Genomic DNA, 18,401 nt, shown 5'->3' with positions numbered 1-18,401 from the left:
ATTATTTCATTACGCCATGAATACCACGGGGAGAAATGACATCGCCAGGCAGCACGCTACCTGGCGATGAAGAGAAGCGGAATTGTCAGCCTCCTCAGGAGGCCACTGATGCGATTTTCTCGTCCCGATTCATACAACTGTAAATCACTGGCAATACCAATAGTGTCAACACAGTAGCAAAACCCAGACCAAACATGATAACCACCGCCATGCTTTGAAAGAAGGCATCGCTCAGCAACGGGGCCAACCCCAGCACCGTGGTAAACGCGGTGAGCAGAATAGGACGCAAACGAGAGGTCGATGCATCGATGATGGCATCACGCATTGCTTTTTGTTCACGTTGCAGGCCTATCTCCTCCACCAGCACAATACCGTTACGAATCAACATCCCGCTCAGACTAAGCAAACCAATCAGCGCCATGAACCCGAAGGGAATACCGGTGAGCAGAAACCCGACAGTTACGCCGATTAACGCCAGCGGCACGGTTAGCCAGATGGCAATGGCATGTTTCACCGAACTGAACATCAATACGGTGATGATAAACATCACGATAAAGGCTATGGGCAGGCTGGTGAACAGCCCTGCTTGTGCCTCTTTGGTACTCTCATAGTCACCGCCCCATTCAAGGCGATATCCGTGCGGCAGGGCAATGTCATCAATAGCAGGCTTGATGCGCCCCAGCAACTCAGCGGACGTTTCCCCACTCTGCGACGCGGGATCGGCCTGCACCGTCAGCGTACGCGTGCGATCGCGCCGCATAATCAGCGGATCTTCCCATTCGGTCGTGAAGCGGTTAACCACGTTGTCGATCGGAATAAAGGCTTGTCGCGCCTGACTCCAGATCATCACGTCATTGAGCCGATCGGCATTTAACCGCTCCGCATCCGGGGTGCGCAACACGATAGGCATCAGCCGCGTTCCGTCGCGATATAACCCCACATTGATGCCGCCAAAGCTCATCCGCAATGCATTGTCTATCTCACGCTTATCGACACCCAACTCGCGCCCAAGGTAATCCGAGAACTGTGGGCGAATAACTTTGCTGCTCTCCTGCCAATCATGCATGACGCCATCGGAATCCGGGTCAGCACTGGCTATCCGCTCCGCCGTGGCCGCCAACGAACGCAGTATCTTCGGATCGTTACCAATAAACCGCGCCTCAATGGAGCTGTTGTTGGACGGACCAAACATAATGCGCTTCGCCTGCCCTTTTACTGCCGGATAGTTATCACGCACGTAGGCTTCAATATCACGAATCAGCGACGGGATCTGATTCAGCGCGTCGGTCCTCACCAGTATCTGCGCATAGTTGGCATATTGCCGCTGGGCATTATAGGTCAGCATGAACCGTAACGCGCCTTGCCCTACCGTCACCATAGTATTGTCGACACCGGGTTGCTCGCTAATGTGCTTTTCGATTTCCGCCGCAACCTTCTCGGTATAGGCGATATCGGTGCTGTACGGCAGCCAGAGATCGACAAAGAAGATAGGTGTATTCGACGGTGGGAAAAAGCTTTGCCGCACACTGCCAAACCCCACCACCGCCGCGACGAGCAAGCCTGCCAGCAGCGTTAACGTCAAGGTGCGCTGGTTGAGCAATTTACCCAATAGAGAACGATAGACGCGGAATAGCCAGCCATCGTAAGGATTTTTCACCGGTTCATCCGGGTTCTGCGGCGCCATTTTCTGCTTTTCAAACGCCCATTTGGTGAAAGCGGGTGTGAGTGTCAGCGCAGTAAACCAACTCAGCATCAGCGAGATAAGCAGTACTTGAAACAGTGACTTACAATACTCACCGGTGGAGTCATTAGACAAACCAATAGGTGCAAACGCCAGCACAGCAATAATGGTCGCGCCCAACAGAGGGAACATGGTCTGCTTCACCACGCGGTTGATAGCATCCATCGCCGTAGCACCACGTTGCCGACCCACCAATACGCCTTCAACGATCACGATAGCGTTATCGACCAGCATGCTAAGCGCAATCACTAACGCTCCAAGCGAAACGCGCTGCAATTCGATATTCAGCAGCTTCATGATCAGCAGCGTGCCCAACACGTTCAGCGCCAGAGAAGCCGCAATCACCAGTCCACTGCGAACGCCCATAAAAATCAGCAGCGTGCCAATGACAATCGCCAGCGCCATCAGGAAGTTCATGATAAAACCATTCACTGCCCCCTCGACTTCATGGGACTGGTCGTAGAACACATTCAACGCCATGCCTGCCGGTCGTTCGGCTTCCAGCTGTGCCAGCCGTGCCTTGATGGCGTTACCCACCACAATCACGTTTACGCTGGGGGCAAAGGAAACACCCACGGAGAGCGCTGCCTGCGTATTAGCGCGGTAAATATTGTTCGGTGAATGTGTCACGCCTTGGCTGATGGTGGCAATATCTCGCAGATAGACGCTGCGCGGACTGCCCGGCTCGCTGATCAACAGATTACCGAGTTCTTGTACGTTGTCGAACTCACCGGTGGGATGCAAGCGGATCGATTCACTGCCAACCAAGAGTTCACCGGCATTGGACACGACATTTTGCCGACTGAGCAAATCATATAAGCGCTGTGGCACAATATTGGCAGCGGTCATCTGCGCGCGCGAGATCTCTATTTGCACCTCTTCCGGCAACACCCCGACGATCGCCACTTTCCCTACCCCCGGCACGACTACCAGTTCGCGGCGCAATACCTCAGCAAAGTTACGCAACTCCTGATTGGAATAGCCATCGCCATAGAGGGAAAAGAAGTAGCCATACACATCGCCAAAATCATCATTGACGAAAGGCGGGCTGGCACCGGGTGGCAGTTGGCGTGCCGCATCACCAATACGGCGCCGCAGTACGTCCCAGATCTGTGGTAAATCATCCGGCCCGTACTGGGCTTTGATATTGATGGTGATTTGCGACAGCCCCACACTGGAAATCGAGGAGATATTATCGATGTAGGGTAACTGCTGAATAGCATTCTCCAGCGGTAAAGTCACCTCTTCCTCAACCTGCTGCGCAGAAGCGCCGTCATAACGGGTAACCACCACCGCCGTTTTGATGGTAAACGCAGGATCTTCCAATCGGCCAATGTTCAGAAAGGCAATGACGCCCCCCAGACCTAACAATAGAATCGACAGCCAGATGCGAGTGCCGTTGTTGATGAAGTTCTCTGTCAGTTTCATTAGAGACCTCGCTCACGAACCCATGCTCGCACTTCCTGGTCTGGCGTAAGCTCACGGGTGCCAGCTGCCACAATCCGCTCGCCTTGGGACAACCCAGAAACGACCTGAACGCCATTCGCCGTTAGTTGGCCCAATTCAACCTGGCGTGAGGTGACAAACAGCTTGCCATCACGTTCATTAACCACCCACACATGCGGCTTATGCTCAGCGCTGGTATCTGGATTGAAAACCGCCTCAACCGGAACAACCACCGCCATTGCAGCGACACTGCCAGGGAGATTACCCAGATTGATCTTGACCCTGCCGCTCATGCCCGACAACAGCGGGATATCTTGCGGACGTGGCATAGTCAGCACCATACGATAAGTCAGCGCCCCCGACACCGTTTGTGCGGTGTGCTCTTTGTAACTGGCAACAAACTCGCGCCCTGGCAGGTTGTTCAATTCAACCACGGGTTGATATTTAACATTGTTGGCATCAATAAGAATAAAAAGGCTTTCGGGAATGCTGAATTCCACGTCCAGCAACTCCAGCGCGTTCAACGTGGCAATAGATTGCCCAGCCGCGACAATTTGATAATTGCGGGCGTTGACCATGGCGATAACACCGGGAAACGGAGCCCGAATAATCGTATCGTCCAGCTCTTCTTTCGCCAGTTTCAGCGCCGCCTGTGCCGAGTCACGCGCAGCGCGCTGCACGTCCAGTTCGGCACGCGCCACAATGTGACGCTCGCTCAACGCCGCATAACGGCTAAATTGGGTTTGAGACAGGTTAAACGTAGCCTGGCGATCCTGTAGGCGCAGCTTCGCATCATTGCTGTTAAGCTCCGCGATCACCTGCCCTTGTGTAACGGGTTCCCCTTCACGTACCAGCAATCGTTCTAATTGACCGGGACGTTTAAACGCCAACTCTGTTCTATCGCCCGCAATAATTCTGGCGGGAAAGATACGCACACCTTGCTGTGCGCTGTTGCTAACTTCCAGAATACTCACTGGCCGCACCGTAATACTTGGTTCGGTCGCCTCCCTGTCACAGGCAGAAATAAAAAACGCGATAAACGTAACAACGATAAATTTTATTTTCACGATGCAATCTCTTCGGATCAGATTCACGCGCCGCTACGTCATCGCCATAACCATCACAGCGGTAAACGCTATCGCAGAAAGGTGAATCAGGCCTGGCACCTGGTTAGCATAACGATCTCGTGCACTGACAGTGCGTGTTCATCAGGCGCTCGGTGAGAGCGCCTGATGGGGGACATTAATAATCCACAGGTTCACGAATGATAGGACATGTCATACAGTGACCACCGCCGCGTCCACGCCCCAGTTCACTGCCGACGATCTCGATAACCTCCACCCCTTCCTTGCGCAATTGTGTGTTGGTCTTGGTATTACGATCGTAAGCCAGTACCACACCGGGGGAGAGGGCTACCATGTTGTTACCGCTATCCCACTGCTGGCGTTCGGTGTCGTAATCATTACCGGCCGTTTCTACCACGCGCAGTTTCTTGAGGTTCAATGCGCCTGCGATCGCTTCCGCAAACGTGCCTTTATCGCGATACAGTTTCATCCCGGTTGGGCCATCATCAGGTCGCAACGAGAAGGTGCGAATCTGGTTCACAATGGCAGGGTAAAGGGTTACCACATCGCGATCGCAGAAGGTAAACACCGTGTCCAGGTGCATAGCCGCGCGCAATCTTGGCATCGCAGCAATCATCACCCGCTCAACGCCCGAGGCTTTGTTGGCAAACAGAGAGGCCGCCAGTTGTGTGATGGCCTGATGCGAAGTGCGCTCACTCATACCAATTAACACGGTTTTATTGCCAATCGGCATCACATCGCCGCCTTCCAGCGTGGCGGTGCCGTGGTGTTTGGTAGGATCGCCGTACCAGATATTGATGTTAGCGTTGGCAAAATCCGGGTGGAATTTGTAGATAGCGGTCGTCAGGATGGTTTCTTCATGACGAGCAGGCCAGTAAAGAGGGTTTAACGTTACCCCACCGTAAATCCAGCAGGTGGTGTCGCGGGTATACAGCGTATTGGGCAGCGGCGGCAGCAAATATTCAGTAATCCCCGCCGCGTCGCGGATCAGATTGAGTTCTTCGTGATCGGCATAGCCTTCTTTCGCCAGTTCAGTGGTCGACAAACCGCCAATCAACACTTCAGCCAACGCGCGTGGCGCCAAGCCATCCAGGAAGCTGCGGGTTTCGTTCAAAATGCCCAGAGAGACTTCATCCGGCACAATCTGCTGATCCAGAATCCACTTTCTCGCTTCCGGTAGTGCCACCGTTTCCGCCAGCAGATTATGCATTTCCACCACATCAACACCGTGCTCGCGCATTTTGGTCATAAAATCAAAATGGTCGCGCTTGGCACGTTCAACCCACAACACGTCATCAAATAACAATTCGTCGCAGTTGCTCGGCGTCAATCGATTGTGTGCTTTGCCTGGAGCGCACACCATAACCTTATGTAATTTACCAACTTCCGAATGCACGCCATATTTCTTCTCAGACTTCTTTTTTGTCGACATAATAAGCAGCCTCACTTAGATAGTAATAATGCCTGTCGCAATGCTGTAGATTGCAACAATGGCGGCGACCATAACGATAGCGAAAATCCCAAGTTCAGTTTTGTTGAACAGCGCAACCCGCTGTTCGCGTTTGGCCATGATGTACAACACAGTGCCCGGCCCATAAATCACAGCCGAGAGCAGCAGGTACTTCACCCCCCCGGCGTACAGCATCAACAGGGCATAGAGTGTGGCAAGGAGCGCAAACGTGAGATCTTTGCGGTGATCGCGCTTGTCGGTTTCGTACGTTTCCCCCGTCCAGGCCAGTTTCAATCCGTAAGCGGCAACCAATAAATAGGGAATGAGGGTTAATGAACTGGTCAACTCGATCGCCAATTGGAAGGCATACTGGCTGAACAGCATCAGGATCAAAAACACCTGAATAGTGATATTGGTGAGCCAAACAGCGGCAGAGGGAACGTCATGTTTGTTCTCGGTCATGAAGACTTTCGGCATGCTTTGATGCTTAGCGGCGGAGAACAGCACTTCGGCCGCCAGCAATGACCAGGAGAGGTAGGCCCCCAAGACAGAAACGATCAAACCAACGCTGATAAAAACGCGGCCCCATGGCCCAACCACAGATTCCAGCACGCCCGCCATGGAAGGTTGACGCAAGCCAGCCAATTCAGGGCGCAGCAACACGCCGTAAGAGAGCAGCGTCACCAGCACCAACAGCCCTAATACGCCGATAAAGCCCATCACGGTGGCAATACCCACGTGACGACGCTCTTTGGCATAACGGGAATACACACTGGCCCCTTCAATGCCCAGAAACACAAACACGGTCACCAGCATGGTGCTACGAATCTGGCTGAACAACGATTCCGGTTCCTGCGCTGGCATAATCGCTGCCGCCGCATGCCCGGCATAGCCATAATCGTTGAGGTGCTCAAGATCGGGCGTTACAGGCACCGCCGTCGGAGAACCCCAGAAATTTTGCATAAAGATGTCGCTTTGGAAGGCAAAAATCAGTACCCCGACAAATGCAATGATCGGGACGATTTTGGCCACCGTGGCAATGGTATTGATAGTGGCAGCGTTTTTGACGCCATTGAGCACCAGGAAATGGAAGCCCCACAGGATGATTGACGACACCACCAGTGCAGAGATCGTATTGCCATCGCCAAAGACCGGGAAAAAGGCACCCAGCGTGGATTTGATCAGCACGAAATAGGAGACGTTACCAATACAGGTTCCTGCCCAGAACCCTAATGCAGAGGCAAATCCGAGATAATCACCAAACCCCTCCTTAGCATAAATGAAGACCCCTGAATCAAGGTCAGGTTTACGTTGCGCCAGAGATTGAAAAACAAAAGCCAGCATTAACATGCCGCCACCCGCGATACACCATGCGATAATGGCACCAAATCCCCCGGTTGCGCGTCCAAATGTCGCCGGTAATGAAAATATTCCCGCGCCAATCATGGATCCCACGACCAACGCCGTGAGAGACCATAAGGACAGCTTATTTACTGATGAGCTCGCCATGGTATTCCTTCCTGACACAAGGCCATTGATGTGATGGACTATTGAAGAGTATTAATTTTCTGACCTACTCTTTTTCTGTAAGGATACAAACAACACGATTTCGTTAAGAGAAATATCTGATTTGAGAGTAGTGAGTATTACTCACGCCTATTTATTGTGGTTATCACTTCAATAATATTATAAAAAGTCGCAATATCCAGACGACAGCAATCAATCGTAAAGAATTAGGATATTGATTACATGGCGCTGCTAAAAACATTAAAAATCATGAAGTAAAATAAGGAAATAATGGAGAGAAATGCAGTAGCAACGTGCTGCGCGCAAACACCTCACTAGGCGTGAAACTGTTTTAACACTACGCTTATCTTCATGAAAAACAGGGATATAACCATAGGACCTACGGCTAAAGGTGAATGTGTCATGATCAGAGATGTCAGCCAACACGCCTTAAAAAGTTTGAGTTGTTTTTCCGCTGTCACATTTTACTCAGCCAGTCAACTTTGCGTGAATGAATGTTTTATTAATGCTAACGCGATGAGCATTCTCTATTTCCTTTCAACAATTGCCAAGCCATTGTTTTTCATCCTTATTGGCTATTTTGACAATATCGACAACCTGACCAAAAAAGAGGTCAGGATAAAAATTAAAAACGTGGTATTCATCATCGTCTTTTGGAATATTATCCTGTCATTGATTACATTCCAATATATTCAGCAGGGATACATACTGCAAAATGGAATAATGTTAACCATTGGCATAATTTACATCATCTACCCTCTTATCATTAAGGCAATGCATAATGTAAAAATGACATTGGCATTTTTTGCGAGCTTGCTCGCTATTATTTTTCTATTCGATATATTCAGCCCGTTAGATATGCGCGATGACCCACTCTTTATACACAGTTATTCATTTATCTGGGTATGGGGGGGATACTATATTGTGGGAAGAATGCTGGGAACCGCCGCAGGCAGGCTGTTCACTCACCGACCTGGTATCATCTGGCTGGCTCGCATAATGGTGGTGCCCGTAGGCATCTCGATGTTCTTTTACGAACGCTTTCTGTCAACCCACACTCAAAATATTGTCACGCCCTGGCTGATTCTTGAACATCTGCATCTGCTGACCATGTGTTTGGCATTATTCATTGTGTTTGAAAATATCACCATAAAAAACAAAATTATAACTCACGTCGTCGAGTTTATTGGCCCGGCCATGATCGGTGTCTATATTGTACATTACAGTGTGTTTTATTTCATTAGCACGCTATATGACTTTAACTACGTCAACCTGAAATTTGTTCTGCTGGTATTGGTGTTTATTGCATCAGTGCTGTTGTGCCGTTTGCTCTTGCTCAACAGGTTTACCGCCAAGATCATCTCTTTCTGAAACCACAGGCAACAAACTGCAAAGTCGGCGGTTTATCACCGCCGACCGCATCCCCCATAACCGACTACCACCATTGGTGAAAATGATGCACGGGGCCAATTCCCTGACCCACCTCCAATGAATCAGCCGCCAGTAATGCATACTGGAGGTAATGCTTCGCCGCTTGCACCGTATTTTCCCAATCGTGGTGCCGGGGGCGCAGCGCCGCCAGCGCCGCAGACAGCGTGCATCCTGTGCCATGAGTGTGGCGGGTGTTTACCCGTGGCGCACAGAAACGTTGCGGTGCATGCCCGCGTTGAAACAGCCAGTCCGGACTCTCCGCGTCACTCAAATGGCCCCCTTTGATCAGCACCGCTTGGCATCCCATCTCAAGCAACCCTTGCCCTTGCGCTTTCATCTCCGTTTCTGTCGTCGCCGCATTGCATGCCAAGAGCGCCGCCGCCTCCGGAAGATTAGGGGTTATCAGTGACACGCGCGGCAACAGCACCTCACGGATCGCGGCGATCGCTTCAGGTGCCAATAGCGGATCGCCGCTTTTCGCCAGCATCACCGTATCCAGCACAATATAAGGTACAGCATAGCGTTGCAGACGTTCCGCAACGGCTTCAACAATATCACTTTGCGCCAGCATGCCGATCTTCGCACTGTCGATACGCACATCGCACAATACAGAATCCAGTTGAGCCGCTACAAAATCAGGTTCGATACGATAAACCGACTGCACTCCCTGCGTATTTTGTGCCACCAGCGCAGTGATCACACTGGTGCCATAGGCACTCAGGGCAGAGAACGTTTTTAGATCAGCCTGGATCCCAGCACCACCGCTGGGATCGGTGCCCGCTATCGTTAACGCATTTATTCGGGGAGCGTTCTCTTTTATAAGGCGCATGCCTGTGCCTCCTGACGCAATAGCGCAAGCGCATCCAAAAATGCAGGTGTAAAACTGCCCGGCCCGCTGGACTGCGCAGCGGCACGCTCCCCTGCCTGCGCCATTACGGCACACGCTGTTGCAACCTGAAAGAGCATGTCCCCGCCGCGTGCACAAAATGCCGCAACGACGGCGGAGAGTGCGCACCCGGTACCCACCACACGCGTCATCACCGCATGACCACCGTTTACCGCGCAGACGCGCACACCGTCGGTGACGTAGTCCACTTCCCCCGTCACCGCTACCACGGTTGACCAACGCGTCGCCAGTTCGCGTGCAGCCGGGATGGCAGTAAAGGAGGCATCATGACTGTCAACGCCTCGGCCCTGAGAAGCGACGCCAGACAGTGCGATAATTTCCGAGGCATTACCGCGAATCGCCGCCGGTTTGTAAGGCAGCAATTTGTGTACAAAATCAGTGCGAAAGCGCAACCCGCCAACCGCGACGGGGTCCAGCACCCAGGGTTTTCCCGCTTGATTAGCGCTCTGCACCGCAGCCAACATGGCATCGGCGCGCGTGGATTCTAACGTCCCCACGTTAATCAGAAGCGCATCGGCCAACGTAGCAAACTGTGCCGCCTCTCCCGGATCCACCACCATCGCCGGGGATGCCCCGAGCGCCAACAACACATTGGCGGTAAAAGACTGGACCACATCATTGGTCAGGCAATGGACTAACGGCGAAGCCGTTGAGAAATCGAGCAAAAATGCCGCCGCGTGGGCAGCAGAAAAATCGGTGGGCTGGTCGTTCATCATTACTCCCAACCGGCGTGCAAGAAGACGGTAGCCGATCGGAATACCGAGACTTCCCTACGCTGGCATTATCCAGATCAGGTGGTACGGGTATTTCTCAGCCTTCACAAAGAAGGGCACCCCGAGTCATCGCAACATCAATTTACTGTGGTACTGCCACAGCAAAACATATTCAGGATAATCATCAAAACAACGTGTGTAAATTGATTTGTATTCGCCTCCCGCCAAAGGGCGATTGCCAGACCAGACATTCATTCACCGCAGAGTAAAAGGAAAGCAGTAGGGTCAGTTTTTCACACATGCCCACCCAGTCCCTTTCCCTACCTGCGTGTGCCCAGGCTGGCATTATATTCTTCTACATGGCGCTTATACCCTTAAATAATTAGTGTTATGCACAGGGGAAACATGAGATCGCCCCGATAATTTGACACGGCGAAAGGATTAGGTATACCAATACCATGAGCAGACAAGCCCGCTTAAGTATGGGTGGTTAAGTGGGGAAATTAATAAATAGTGGAAACTACGAGGCGTTGTGTTATTAACCAGCTAACGATTAACGCTCCTGCTTTCCCCACACCTCGTGTTACGCATTTTTTTACATAAGACGCTATAAAAAAATATTTCATGCCGGCGTATCTGGTGTATATTGGAAAATCAAAAAATATCTTGTAAGCTAATAATGTCTCTTCTTTTTAAAGGAACACCATGATGAGTTTTGACGTGCTAAGTAATATTCGTACTCTTCGCGCTCAGGCCCGAGATACCGATCTTGAAACCCTGGAAGAACTGTTAAGCAAATTCACTGCAATTGTGGAAGAGCGCCGCGAAGAAGACAGCAAAATTCAGAAAGAGCAGGCAGAACGTTTGGCAAAACTGGATGCCATTCGTGCTCAACTTCTTGAAGACGGCATTGATCCGGCTGAACTGCTGGAGAGCGTGAAATCCAAACCGGCCAAGGCCAAACGCGATCCTCGTCCGGCAAAATATAAATATATTGATGAGAATGGCACCGAGCAAACCTGGACTGGCCAAGGCCGTACGCCGAAAGCAATCCGTGAAGCCATTGATGGCGGAAGCAAAACGCTGGAAGATTTCGAGATTTAATTTGTTCTCTTCCTTGCCGTATTAGCGCGCGTCACTTGTCTTGTTATGCATGGAGTAATGTTGTACTCCATGCATATCTTTTCTAATCTGTAATCGTTATCTTCACCTGCGTTTCGCCTTCCTCGACAAAACGTTTTATCCCCCAAAGACCTGATTAAAATGACGGAAAAATTAATACCGCAGGTGTATTAGCATGCGTATCAATCAGGATCCGATTTTCTTTGATCGTTTGCAGCCAACAAAAGAAGCGATATCCCTAAGACGCAATACTGCGATGAAAGACAGCTTCGATGTTATATCCATCAGGATCGCGCACGAATGCCGCATAATAATGGGCATGATACAGCTCTCGAATTCCAGGCTTACCATTATCCTGTCCGCCTGCCTCGATTGCCGCGCGATAAAACGCATCAACAACATCACGCGTCTCAGCACTAAAAGCAAAATGCGCCGCCGGACAAGGTAATGCTTTTCCTTGATAGATCCAAAATTCGCCGCCAGGATCGCTGGACTTTCCATATCCTTCCAACACGCCAAAACTTACTGCATGATTAAAATCTTTAATCAGACGATAACCTAACGGTGCCAACGCGCTTTCATAAAACTGTCGACTGCGATCAATATCTGTCACCGGAACACTTAAATGATCTAGCATTGAACGTTCCCCCTGTTATAAACACGAAACCGCCTGCACATTACACCTGCAACTTGAAGTATGACGGGTATAGCGAAAAAATATCGCAATGCTGCCGCATCGTAGCCTGAACTCGCCCTACCAGATGCTGACCCTGGTCAACATTAATGCAGGCCAGAATAACGCGTTAATGAGGAAGATTACGGATATTAATACCCGCAACCGCAGCCAAAACGATCAGGGTGCCTGTCAACTGCCACCCATTTAATGGCCGATGCAACACCCAGGCATCGACAAAAATAGCCACGACAGGGTAGATAAACGCGAGCCCGCCGACCAATATTGTCGGGATTTTTTGCACTGCGCTGTAAAGTAGTACAGACATCAGGCCAGTATGCACAAAGCCAATCACGACCAGCAGCCCCCAGACAGCGCTGGAAAAGGATGTCGTGGGCAGCGAAACGAAAGGCAGCAACATCACGCAGCCAACCCCTAACTGAATAAACACCATCAGGCAAGGAGACACATCGCGCAACGCCTTGGTAATTGTTGCTGTGATGGCGTAAAAAAAGGCGGCAGCCAATGCAAACCCTACCCCATAGAGGTATTGGCCGGAATCCTGATCCTGCTGCTGACCTCCCAACATAATCAGTGCCACACCGGAAAAGGCAATGACCATCCAACCGAGCTTATAACGTGTCAGAGTTTCATTGAATAGCAACGCCCCTAGCGCAACCAAAATAAACGGCTGTACATGGTAGGTTATGGTTGCGACGGCAATAGACGTCTGCGCATACGCGATAAACAGACAAATCCAATTGAGCGTCAGAGTGACGCCACCTACCATAATCCAGTAAAACTGCCTACGTGCAAGCATGCCACGACGCAAAAGACCTTGCGTCGCACAGACCAGTGCCATGGCTACCATGCCGAAAACGCAGCGCCAAAAGACCACCGTTAACGCAGATAAGTCAGTGGCTAACACAAACCATCCCACCGTTCCTGAAATGATCATGGCTATCGCCATTTTTAGCGATCCCGCTCCCCACTCGGCACGTTGATCGGATGCCATATCGATTACCTCGCATACAATAAATAACATAACGAACGACTGTTCGATAAAAAGAACGAATGGTATAATGGCTATCGCAATATCGACTGTCAAACAGAACGATCGTTTTTTATGGAGAACGACATGCAACCTTCATCAACGCCGATAGGGATTCTCGCCGTAGCGGTAAAACGTGAACGCGAGCGGATAGGTATTTCCGTCAGCGAACTGGCCAAACGTGCCGGTATCGCAAAATCGACGCTATCTCAATTGGAGTCAGGCAGCGGTAATCCCAGCCTGGAAACGCTGTGGGCACTGGCGCTGGCGCTGGATGTGCAGGTCACGCAGTTGATTGCAGCACCGCAGCCCCACGTGAAGGTAATCCGTGCCCATGAGGGGGAAATTGTCGCCGCTGAACAGGCACATTATTTTGTGACACTGCTCGCCGTCTGTCCGAGAGGCATGCAACGCGATATCTACCGCGTGACAGCGCAGCCGGGCAGCGTACGCCGCTCTGTCCCCCATCAACCCGGCACGCTGGAGCATGTCATGATTAGCCGTGGACGAGCCGTGCTGGGTCCTGAAGGGCATGAAATTGCGCTTAACGCCGGAGATTACATCAGCTATGCCGCCGATGCGCCGCACACCTTCGAAGCATTGGAGGAAGATACCTGCGCGGTGATGATTATTGAGCACCCATAGCGGGGCGCAGGGCACATCGGCTCTCGCACCACGCCTTTTAGCGTCAGCGTTCTTGCTGCTGATCCACATTGTCAAAACCTAATCGGCCAATGAAAGGCAGGCGCAACGCCGGTGGATTCACATCAATGCCCAGGTTCATCCCTAGCAGGTTCACTTCCAGGCCTTCTTCCAGTGCCAGCGTCACGCCCAGCGCCCCCAGAACCGAAATCTGAACGCCGCTGCCAGAAGGGGCCAACCCCACCGGATTCACGATTGAGCGATAATCTTTACCAATGGCATTGGCAGGCATATCAAGCTTTAAGGCCGGTACTTCACGACCAATGTGCGCGAGAAAGGTATTGCTGTTCGGTCCAGGCCAAGCGCGATAGGTCTGCGGCCAGGGATAGCTTTTGATCGCGGCATCGATCTGCGGGATCATCACCTGCGCTGCCTCACCGCGATGTTCAACCAGCAGTTTCGGCGTGGCCCCGTACCAGAACCCGTCCGGTAAGGTGTAATTCAGGCGTACCACATTGTCGCTTCCCCAACTGATCACTTCATAACGCCGGTAGCGGGTTTCACCTTTGGCTTTCAGGATAATCCAAGGGTGAACTGCCACCAGACCACGCCAACCATAGGTCGGCGCAGCATACACTTGAACAATAGCGGTATCACGCCAACGCACGGGATCGGGCGCAACGCCAGCGGAATCACGCCGAGCAGACCACCATCCCTGACCGCTCATCGCTTCACCACCGCGCGTCGAGTGCGCCCAGCTTTGCCAGAATGACAGCAGCAATATACTAACGATGGCCACACCTACGATTTTGGTAAACTTCATCAACCCTACCCTGTTAATGACAGCAACAAATAACGCTTCATTGTCGCATCATCAAAGAAATCAAGGCTGTCAGCAATACCTTTCGCCGTAAAAACGCGCAGAGTGACCATGATGCCACACCGGTGTCGAACATGAGGCAATCTCCGTCACCCGCGTAAGACGGATGACGGCTTCGCCGCCCCGCTTAACGGCGATTTTTTAGGTAGCGTGAAGGCCAGATCTCTTCCGGGCTCACGTTTATCGCTTGTGCGATAAGCCGCTCCCCTTTAGGCCACCGTCGCGTGAGTGCATTCGCTAGCGTTGATGACGCCAGCCCAGATGCCCGAGATAATGCCGCCAGCGACGTCCCCCTCCTCTTTATGGCAGCAATGATATCTGCTGGGTGCCAATCCTGTTTTTCCATTTACGCCTCCGGTTCGTTGACTATGAGTCACTACGTTACCACAAAATCTTACTGTTGTGACTAATAGTCCGTGGACTGATAAGCATCAAAAAACAATGCTTACTCCATGAAAATATCCAATTCCATCAAGGCCCGTCTGGGCCAGCGCGTAAGATCACTCAGATTGCAGGCGAATCTGTCGCAAGAAGCTTTTGCTGAAAAATGTGGGTTGGACCGCACATACCTCAGCGGCGTTGAGCGTGGTGTGCGCAATCCAACGCTGGAAGTGCTCTATATCATCGCCGTTGGGTTACACATCGATCTGGTTACACTGTTTGCTTTTGAAGATGACGCTCAGGCAGCAGATCAATAGCGCGCTATGCCTTTGGCAGTTATTCTTCGTCTCTTATTCATCCATTCTCCATAATAGTCTCCCCTCGTTTCTATTTTTCCCTGTTGTGTGGAAAAAATAAATTTGTGCTATACCCTAAATAATTCGCGTTGCAGGAAGGCGGCAAATGAGGGAGTCCCGATGAGCTTACTCAAGTAAGTGATTCGGGTGAGCGAGTGCAGCCAACGTACCTGCAACGTGAAGTATGACGGGTATATACCTTTGTTATGTTCATCTCGATGCCTGATTTAATTAATTAAATCCAGAGGAAACACAAAAATGGCAACGCACCTACTGACGCTGTGGGATATATTGGTCACGGCATTTTCACTGTTCTTTTTTATTGCCTATCTTTTTATTCTTTTCCAGGTCGTATCCGACCTGTTTCGCGATCAGGAAGTCAGCGGTCTTTACAAAGCGGCGTGGATTGTTTTCTTACTGTTTATTCCGCTACTTACTTCTCTCATCTACCTTATCGTGCGTGGCAAGGGCATGGCTGAGCGACATCGCGCGCAGGTAAAAAAATCCGTTTCAGCCACCAACGAGTATATTCGTGAGGTAGCGGGGAAATCGCCCGCCGAACAGATATCAGATGCTAAAAAGTTGTTAGATGATGGCATCGTTACGGAAGAGGAATACCAAAAACTGAAGGCGAAAGCCTTGGCTTGATAGATATCATCCACATGCCGATATTTATTTTTCAGCGACAGCGTAACAGACGATAGCGATAAACGAAGTATTACTTTGTGACACTTCCTTACGTGGCCACGAGAGAGCAGTACTCGTGGTTCTGTTGTAATTATAGTCTGGACGAAAACAACGTATTTACCGTGGATGATGGTTAACAGGCTACACCGATGAAAGTAAAAACACTCACAACGATACTGTCGCTTTGCCCCGCGTTTTTATTGAGTATCGCGCACGCCGCCGATCGCCGCCAGGTACAGGAACCCACCTATCCGCAGCAGAGTTGTACTACGCTGACACCCGAACCGGGAAATAATCAGCAACGGATCCAACAGGCCATCGATCGTTGCCCTGCGGGGCAAGCCGTGAAACTCACTGCCGCCAACGGTCAAAATACCTTTCTAAGCGGCCCGCTGAGTATACGTTCCGGCATATGGCTGTGGGTGGATAAAGGTACCGTGCTCGCGGCTTCTGCCAACCCCGCCGATTACGATAAAGGCCGTGGTATTTGCGGCACGCTCAGCAACCAGAAAGGGCAATGTCAGCCTTTTATTCATATTGAGAACGTGCAGGGCGGCGGACTGGTCGGCGAAGGGACGATTGATGGGCGTGGCAACCAGATCATGGAGGGTAAAACTGAAACCTGGTGGCAGTTGGCGCGACGCGCGCAAAAGGAAGGGGGTAACCAGAACGTGCCTCGTCTTATTCAGGTCGATAATGCCAAAAACCTGACCTTTTATCACATCCGTTTAACCAACTCGCCTAACTTTCATCTGGTGCTGAATAAGGTTCAGGGGATCACGGTGTGGGGAATTGTTATTGATACGCCAGCGGATGCGCGTAATACCGACGGTATCGATCCGGGTGCGGCAACCGATGTAACGATAGCCAAAAGCGTTATCCGCACCGGTGATGACAACATAGCAATTAAAGCAGGCAACAGCGGGCCAACGCGTTTCATCTCTATTCTGGATAACCACTTCTATTCCGGTCACGGTATGTCTATCGGCAGTGAAACCAACAGCGGCATCAGCGATATTCTGATTAAAGATCTTACGCTGGATGGCACAACCTCAGGCATCAGAATTAAAAGTGATTCCAGCCGCGGTGGAATCGTTGAAAACGTCAAGGTTGAGAATGTGTGTTTGCGCAATAACAAATGGCCGATTACGCTGGATACGGCTTATGAAGGCAAAAAGGGCAACTTTATTCCCTGGTACCACCATATTTCGCTGAAAAATGTGTCCGGTAACGGCGGCAAGGTGGTACTTAACGGCTATGACAGTGACCATCCCCTTGATGTGACCTTTGACGGTGTGAAAATCGATAATCTTCAGGGCTGGCATCAACAAAACGTCATTGTTCATGTGGCCGAAGGCGGCTTGACGCCAGCGCCATCGACCATCGCGAATGCAACTGCGGTGAAAACGGCGTATGCCTGTGAAGATAAATGGTTGCCTTTCCCAACGACACGTCAATAGCTCCCGTAACCCAACCTGACCCCCTGACGCTGTCGTCGGTGCGATCCGGCGGCAGATTTATCTGACGCTCACCAACAGTTTGTTGTTTGCAGTAAGCCGCCGCCAGGCATTTTCAACCGCGTCAGGAATATCAACATGGTCGATAAAACCAGCTCCTGCTGGCCCGTAACCGGTTTCATCATCGCGCAGGCGCTTGACCTCACCTAAGATCATGGCGATGTAGCGTTCAATCGTCCATATGCCTGCACGTTGTCCGCCGGTGATCACCAGGGAATCGTCCACCTTGACGACATGCGGCACAAATACCGGCCAGTTGATAAATCGACTGGTTAAATTTTTCTGCCGCCAACTGTGCTGAAAAGATTCAAACGTTCTGCGCTGCATCAGCGGATCCTGCACCAGCAGTATCGTCGCGGGAATAGATGACTGGGCCAATAGCGTGTCTCTGCTGAAGTCCGCATTTTGGCCACAGTTGGTAGAGCGATTTTCTATCTCAATGTTTTCCCAAGGGATTGCAAAAACCTGATGCGCGATCTCGCCAAGAATATCCGCTTCCCCCCTCCCTTCGGTCTCAATCGTAGCTGTGAGCGGGTCCTGTTTTACCGCCTGCTGTAACAACGTCGTTGAATGACCAATACCACCGCTGAGTAACACAGGAATGCCGGTTTTTGCGGCAAGATCAAGCGCGCCGATAATGTTCGGCATAATGGCGTGCCCCGCCAAAATCAGCAGTTCTGGGTTCAGCGTTTCTCGAGCGCTGAGATCGTCAAGGGCTAACCACCCCGCCAGCGTATTCAAATCGCGAATGGCTTCATCAGACAGATACATTGCGTTTTCTACCCTATTGAA

At 51.2% G+C, this 18,401-nt stretch carries 17 protein-coding genes and 1 riboswitch; of the genes, 6 read left to right on the top strand and 11 right to left on the bottom strand.

Annotation, left to right across the window (positions count from 1 at the left end; translation table 11 throughout):
• Positions 1-94: 94 nt before the first annotated feature.
• From J5224_RS00410 to J5224_RS00395, 4 genes are all read right to left on the bottom strand, one after another.
• On the bottom strand, positions 95-3,169 hold the full coding sequence (locus tag J5224_RS00410; protein ID WP_264623465.1) for an efflux RND transporter permease subunit: 3,075 nt from the start codon (positions 3,167-3,169) through the stop codon (positions 95-97).
• A complete protein-coding gene (locus tag J5224_RS00405) occupies positions 3,169-4,254 on the bottom strand; it encodes an efflux RND transporter periplasmic adaptor subunit (protein ID WP_264623464.1) in 1,086 nt (361 codons plus the stop codon). The genes J5224_RS00410 and J5224_RS00405 overlap by 1 nt, the downstream gene beginning before the upstream one ends.
• A 175-nt stretch (positions 4,255-4,429) precedes the next feature.
• A complete protein-coding gene (gene arcA / locus J5224_RS00400) occupies positions 4,430-5,704 on the bottom strand; it encodes an arginine deiminase (RefSeq protein ID WP_264623463.1) in 1,275 nt (424 codons plus the stop codon).
• 15 nt (positions 5,705-5,719) lie between these two features.
• Positions 5,720-7,231, bottom strand: a complete 1,512-nt coding sequence (locus J5224_RS00395) for an amino acid permease (RefSeq protein WP_264623462.1) — start codon at positions 7,229-7,231, stop codon at positions 5,720-5,722.
• A gap of 420 nt (positions 7,232-7,651) precedes the next feature.
• Here J5224_RS00395 and J5224_RS00390 point away from each other — a divergent pair, with 420 nt between their 5' ends.
• On the top strand, positions 7,652-8,620 hold the full coding sequence (locus J5224_RS00390) for an acyltransferase family protein (protein WP_264623461.1): 969 nt from the start codon (positions 7,652-7,654) through the stop codon (positions 8,618-8,620).
• A gap of 64 nt (positions 8,621-8,684) precedes the next feature.
• Here the strand turns inward: J5224_RS00390 and thiD are convergent, their stop codons facing one another.
• Positions 8,685-9,509 carry a bifunctional hydroxymethylpyrimidine kinase/phosphomethylpyrimidine kinase gene (thiD, locus tag J5224_RS00385; RefSeq protein WP_264623460.1) on the bottom strand — a complete coding sequence of 275 codons (825 nt, stop codon included), beginning with the start codon at positions 9,507-9,509 and terminating at the stop codon, positions 8,685-8,687.
• Positions 9,497-10,300: a hydroxyethylthiazole kinase gene (gene thiM / locus J5224_RS00380; RefSeq protein WP_264623671.1), complete on the bottom strand. Its 804-nt coding sequence runs from the start codon at positions 10,298-10,300 to the stop codon at positions 9,497-9,499. The genes thiD and thiM overlap by 13 nt, the downstream gene beginning before the upstream one ends.
• Positions 10,301-10,337: 37 nt before the next feature.
• Positions 10,338-10,434: riboswitch (TPP riboswitch) on the bottom strand.
• 571 nt (positions 10,435-11,005) lie between these two features.
• Between thiM and J5224_RS00375 the strand changes: the two genes are divergently transcribed.
• Complete coding sequence (locus J5224_RS00375) at positions 11,006-11,404, top strand: H-NS family nucleoid-associated regulatory protein (RefSeq protein WP_264623459.1); 399 nt, start codon at positions 11,006-11,008, stop codon at positions 11,402-11,404.
• A 256-nt stretch (positions 11,405-11,660) separates the two neighbouring features.
• Here J5224_RS00375 and J5224_RS00370 read toward each other — a convergent pair whose 3' ends face one another.
• The gene (locus J5224_RS00370) at positions 11,661-12,059 is read right to left on the bottom strand and encodes a VOC family protein (protein ID WP_264623458.1); all 399 of its coding nucleotides are present in this window, start codon (positions 12,057-12,059) and stop codon (positions 11,661-11,663) included.
• 166 nt (positions 12,060-12,225) lie between these two features.
• Entirely contained in the window at positions 12,226-13,110 is an 885-nt protein-coding gene (locus J5224_RS00365; protein ID WP_264623457.1) for a DMT family transporter, read from the bottom strand.
• A gap of 123 nt (positions 13,111-13,233) precedes the next feature.
• Between J5224_RS00365 and J5224_RS00360 the strand changes: the two genes are divergently transcribed.
• A complete protein-coding gene (locus tag J5224_RS00360; RefSeq protein WP_264623456.1) occupies positions 13,234-13,791 on the top strand; it encodes a helix-turn-helix domain-containing protein in 558 nt (185 codons plus the stop codon).
• Between the two features lie 43 nt (positions 13,792-13,834).
• Here J5224_RS00360 and J5224_RS00355 read toward each other — a convergent pair whose 3' ends face one another.
• The gene (locus J5224_RS00355; RefSeq protein ID WP_264623455.1) at positions 13,835-14,611 is read right to left on the bottom strand and encodes a DUF3750 domain-containing protein; all 777 of its coding nucleotides are present in this window, start codon (positions 14,609-14,611) and stop codon (positions 13,835-13,837) included.
• Positions 14,612-14,795: 184 nt separating this feature from the next.
• Positions 14,796-15,014 (bottom strand): helix-turn-helix domain-containing protein, encoded by a 219-nt coding sequence (locus J5224_RS00350; RefSeq protein ID WP_264623454.1) that lies wholly within the window; start codon positions 15,012-15,014, stop codon positions 14,796-14,798.
• A gap of 106 nt (positions 15,015-15,120) precedes the next feature.
• Between J5224_RS00350 and J5224_RS00345 the strand changes: the two genes are divergently transcribed.
• From J5224_RS00345 to J5224_RS00335, 3 genes are all read left to right on the top strand, one after another.
• A complete protein-coding gene (locus J5224_RS00345; RefSeq protein ID WP_264623453.1) occupies positions 15,121-15,366 on the top strand; it encodes a helix-turn-helix domain-containing protein in 246 nt (81 codons plus the stop codon).
• A 297-nt stretch (positions 15,367-15,663) separates the two neighbouring features.
• Positions 15,664-16,053 carry an SHOCT domain-containing protein gene (locus J5224_RS00340; protein ID WP_264623452.1) on the top strand — a complete coding sequence of 130 codons (390 nt, stop codon included), beginning with the start codon at positions 15,664-15,666 and terminating at the stop codon, positions 16,051-16,053.
• A 188-nt stretch (positions 16,054-16,241) separates the two neighbouring features.
• Positions 16,242-17,552, top strand: coding sequence for a glycoside hydrolase family 28 protein (locus tag J5224_RS00335; RefSeq protein ID WP_264623451.1), 1,311 nt, complete (start codon positions 16,242-16,244; stop codon positions 17,550-17,552).
• Positions 17,553-17,609: 57 nt separating this feature from the next.
• On the opposite strand, the gene J5224_RS00330 is transcribed toward J5224_RS00335, so the two are convergent.
• Positions 17,610-18,380: a YdcF family protein gene (locus J5224_RS00330; RefSeq protein ID WP_264623450.1), complete on the bottom strand. Its 771-nt coding sequence runs from the start codon at positions 18,378-18,380 to the stop codon at positions 17,610-17,612.
• Positions 18,381-18,401: the final 21 nt, after the last annotated feature.

The sequence above is a fragment of the Candidatus Symbiopectobacterium sp. NZEC135 genome (assembly GCF_025962695.1).
The sequence above is the reverse complement of the archived record's forward strand: the minus strand, read 5'-3'. Positions and strand labels throughout refer to the sequence as shown.

Coding starts and splice junctions, on each gene's coding strand:
- thiM (WP_264623671.1), bottom strand. CDS start 10,300: ATGAACGACCAGCCCACCGATTTTTCTGCTGCCCACGCGGCGGCATTT.
- thiD (WP_264623460.1), bottom strand. CDS start 9,509: ATGCGCCTTATAAAAGAGAACGCTCCCCGAATAAATGCGTTAACGATA.
- J5224_RS00390 (WP_264623461.1), top strand. CDS start 7,652: ATGATCAGAGATGTCAGCCAACACGCCTTAAAAAGTTTGAGTTGTTTT.
- J5224_RS00375 (WP_264623459.1), top strand. CDS start 11,006: ATGATGAGTTTTGACGTGCTAAGTAATATTCGTACTCTTCGCGCTCAG.
- J5224_RS00365 (WP_264623457.1), bottom strand. CDS start 13,110: ATGGCATCCGATCAACGTGCCGAGTGGGGAGCGGGATCGCTAAAAATG.
- J5224_RS00355 (WP_264623455.1), bottom strand. CDS start 14,611: ATGAAGTTTACCAAAATCGTAGGTGTGGCCATCGTTAGTATATTGCTG.
- J5224_RS00370 (WP_264623458.1), bottom strand. CDS start 12,059: ATGCTAGATCATTTAAGTGTTCCGGTGACAGATATTGATCGCAGTCGA.
- J5224_RS00345 (WP_264623453.1), top strand. CDS start 15,121: ATGAAAATATCCAATTCCATCAAGGCCCGTCTGGGCCAGCGCGTAAGA.
- J5224_RS00335 (WP_264623451.1), top strand. CDS start 16,242: ATGAAAGTAAAAACACTCACAACGATACTGTCGCTTTGCCCCGCGTTT.
- J5224_RS00360 (WP_264623456.1), top strand. CDS start 13,234: ATGCAACCTTCATCAACGCCGATAGGGATTCTCGCCGTAGCGGTAAAA.
- J5224_RS00340 (WP_264623452.1), top strand. CDS start 15,664: ATGGCAACGCACCTACTGACGCTGTGGGATATATTGGTCACGGCATTT.
- J5224_RS00330 (WP_264623450.1), bottom strand. CDS start 18,380: ATGTATCTGTCTGATGAAGCCATTCGCGATTTGAATACGCTGGCGGGG.
- J5224_RS00410 (WP_264623465.1), bottom strand. CDS start 3,169: ATGAAACTGACAGAGAACTTCATCAACAACGGCACTCGCATCTGGCTG.
- J5224_RS00395 (WP_264623462.1), bottom strand. CDS start 7,231: ATGGCGAGCTCATCAGTAAATAAGCTGTCCTTATGGTCTCTCACGGCG.
- arcA (WP_264623463.1), bottom strand. CDS start 5,704: ATGTCGACAAAAAAGAAGTCTGAGAAGAAATATGGCGTGCATTCGGAA.
- J5224_RS00350 (WP_264623454.1), bottom strand. CDS start 15,014: ATGGAAAAACAGGATTGGCACCCAGCAGATATCATTGCTGCCATAAAG.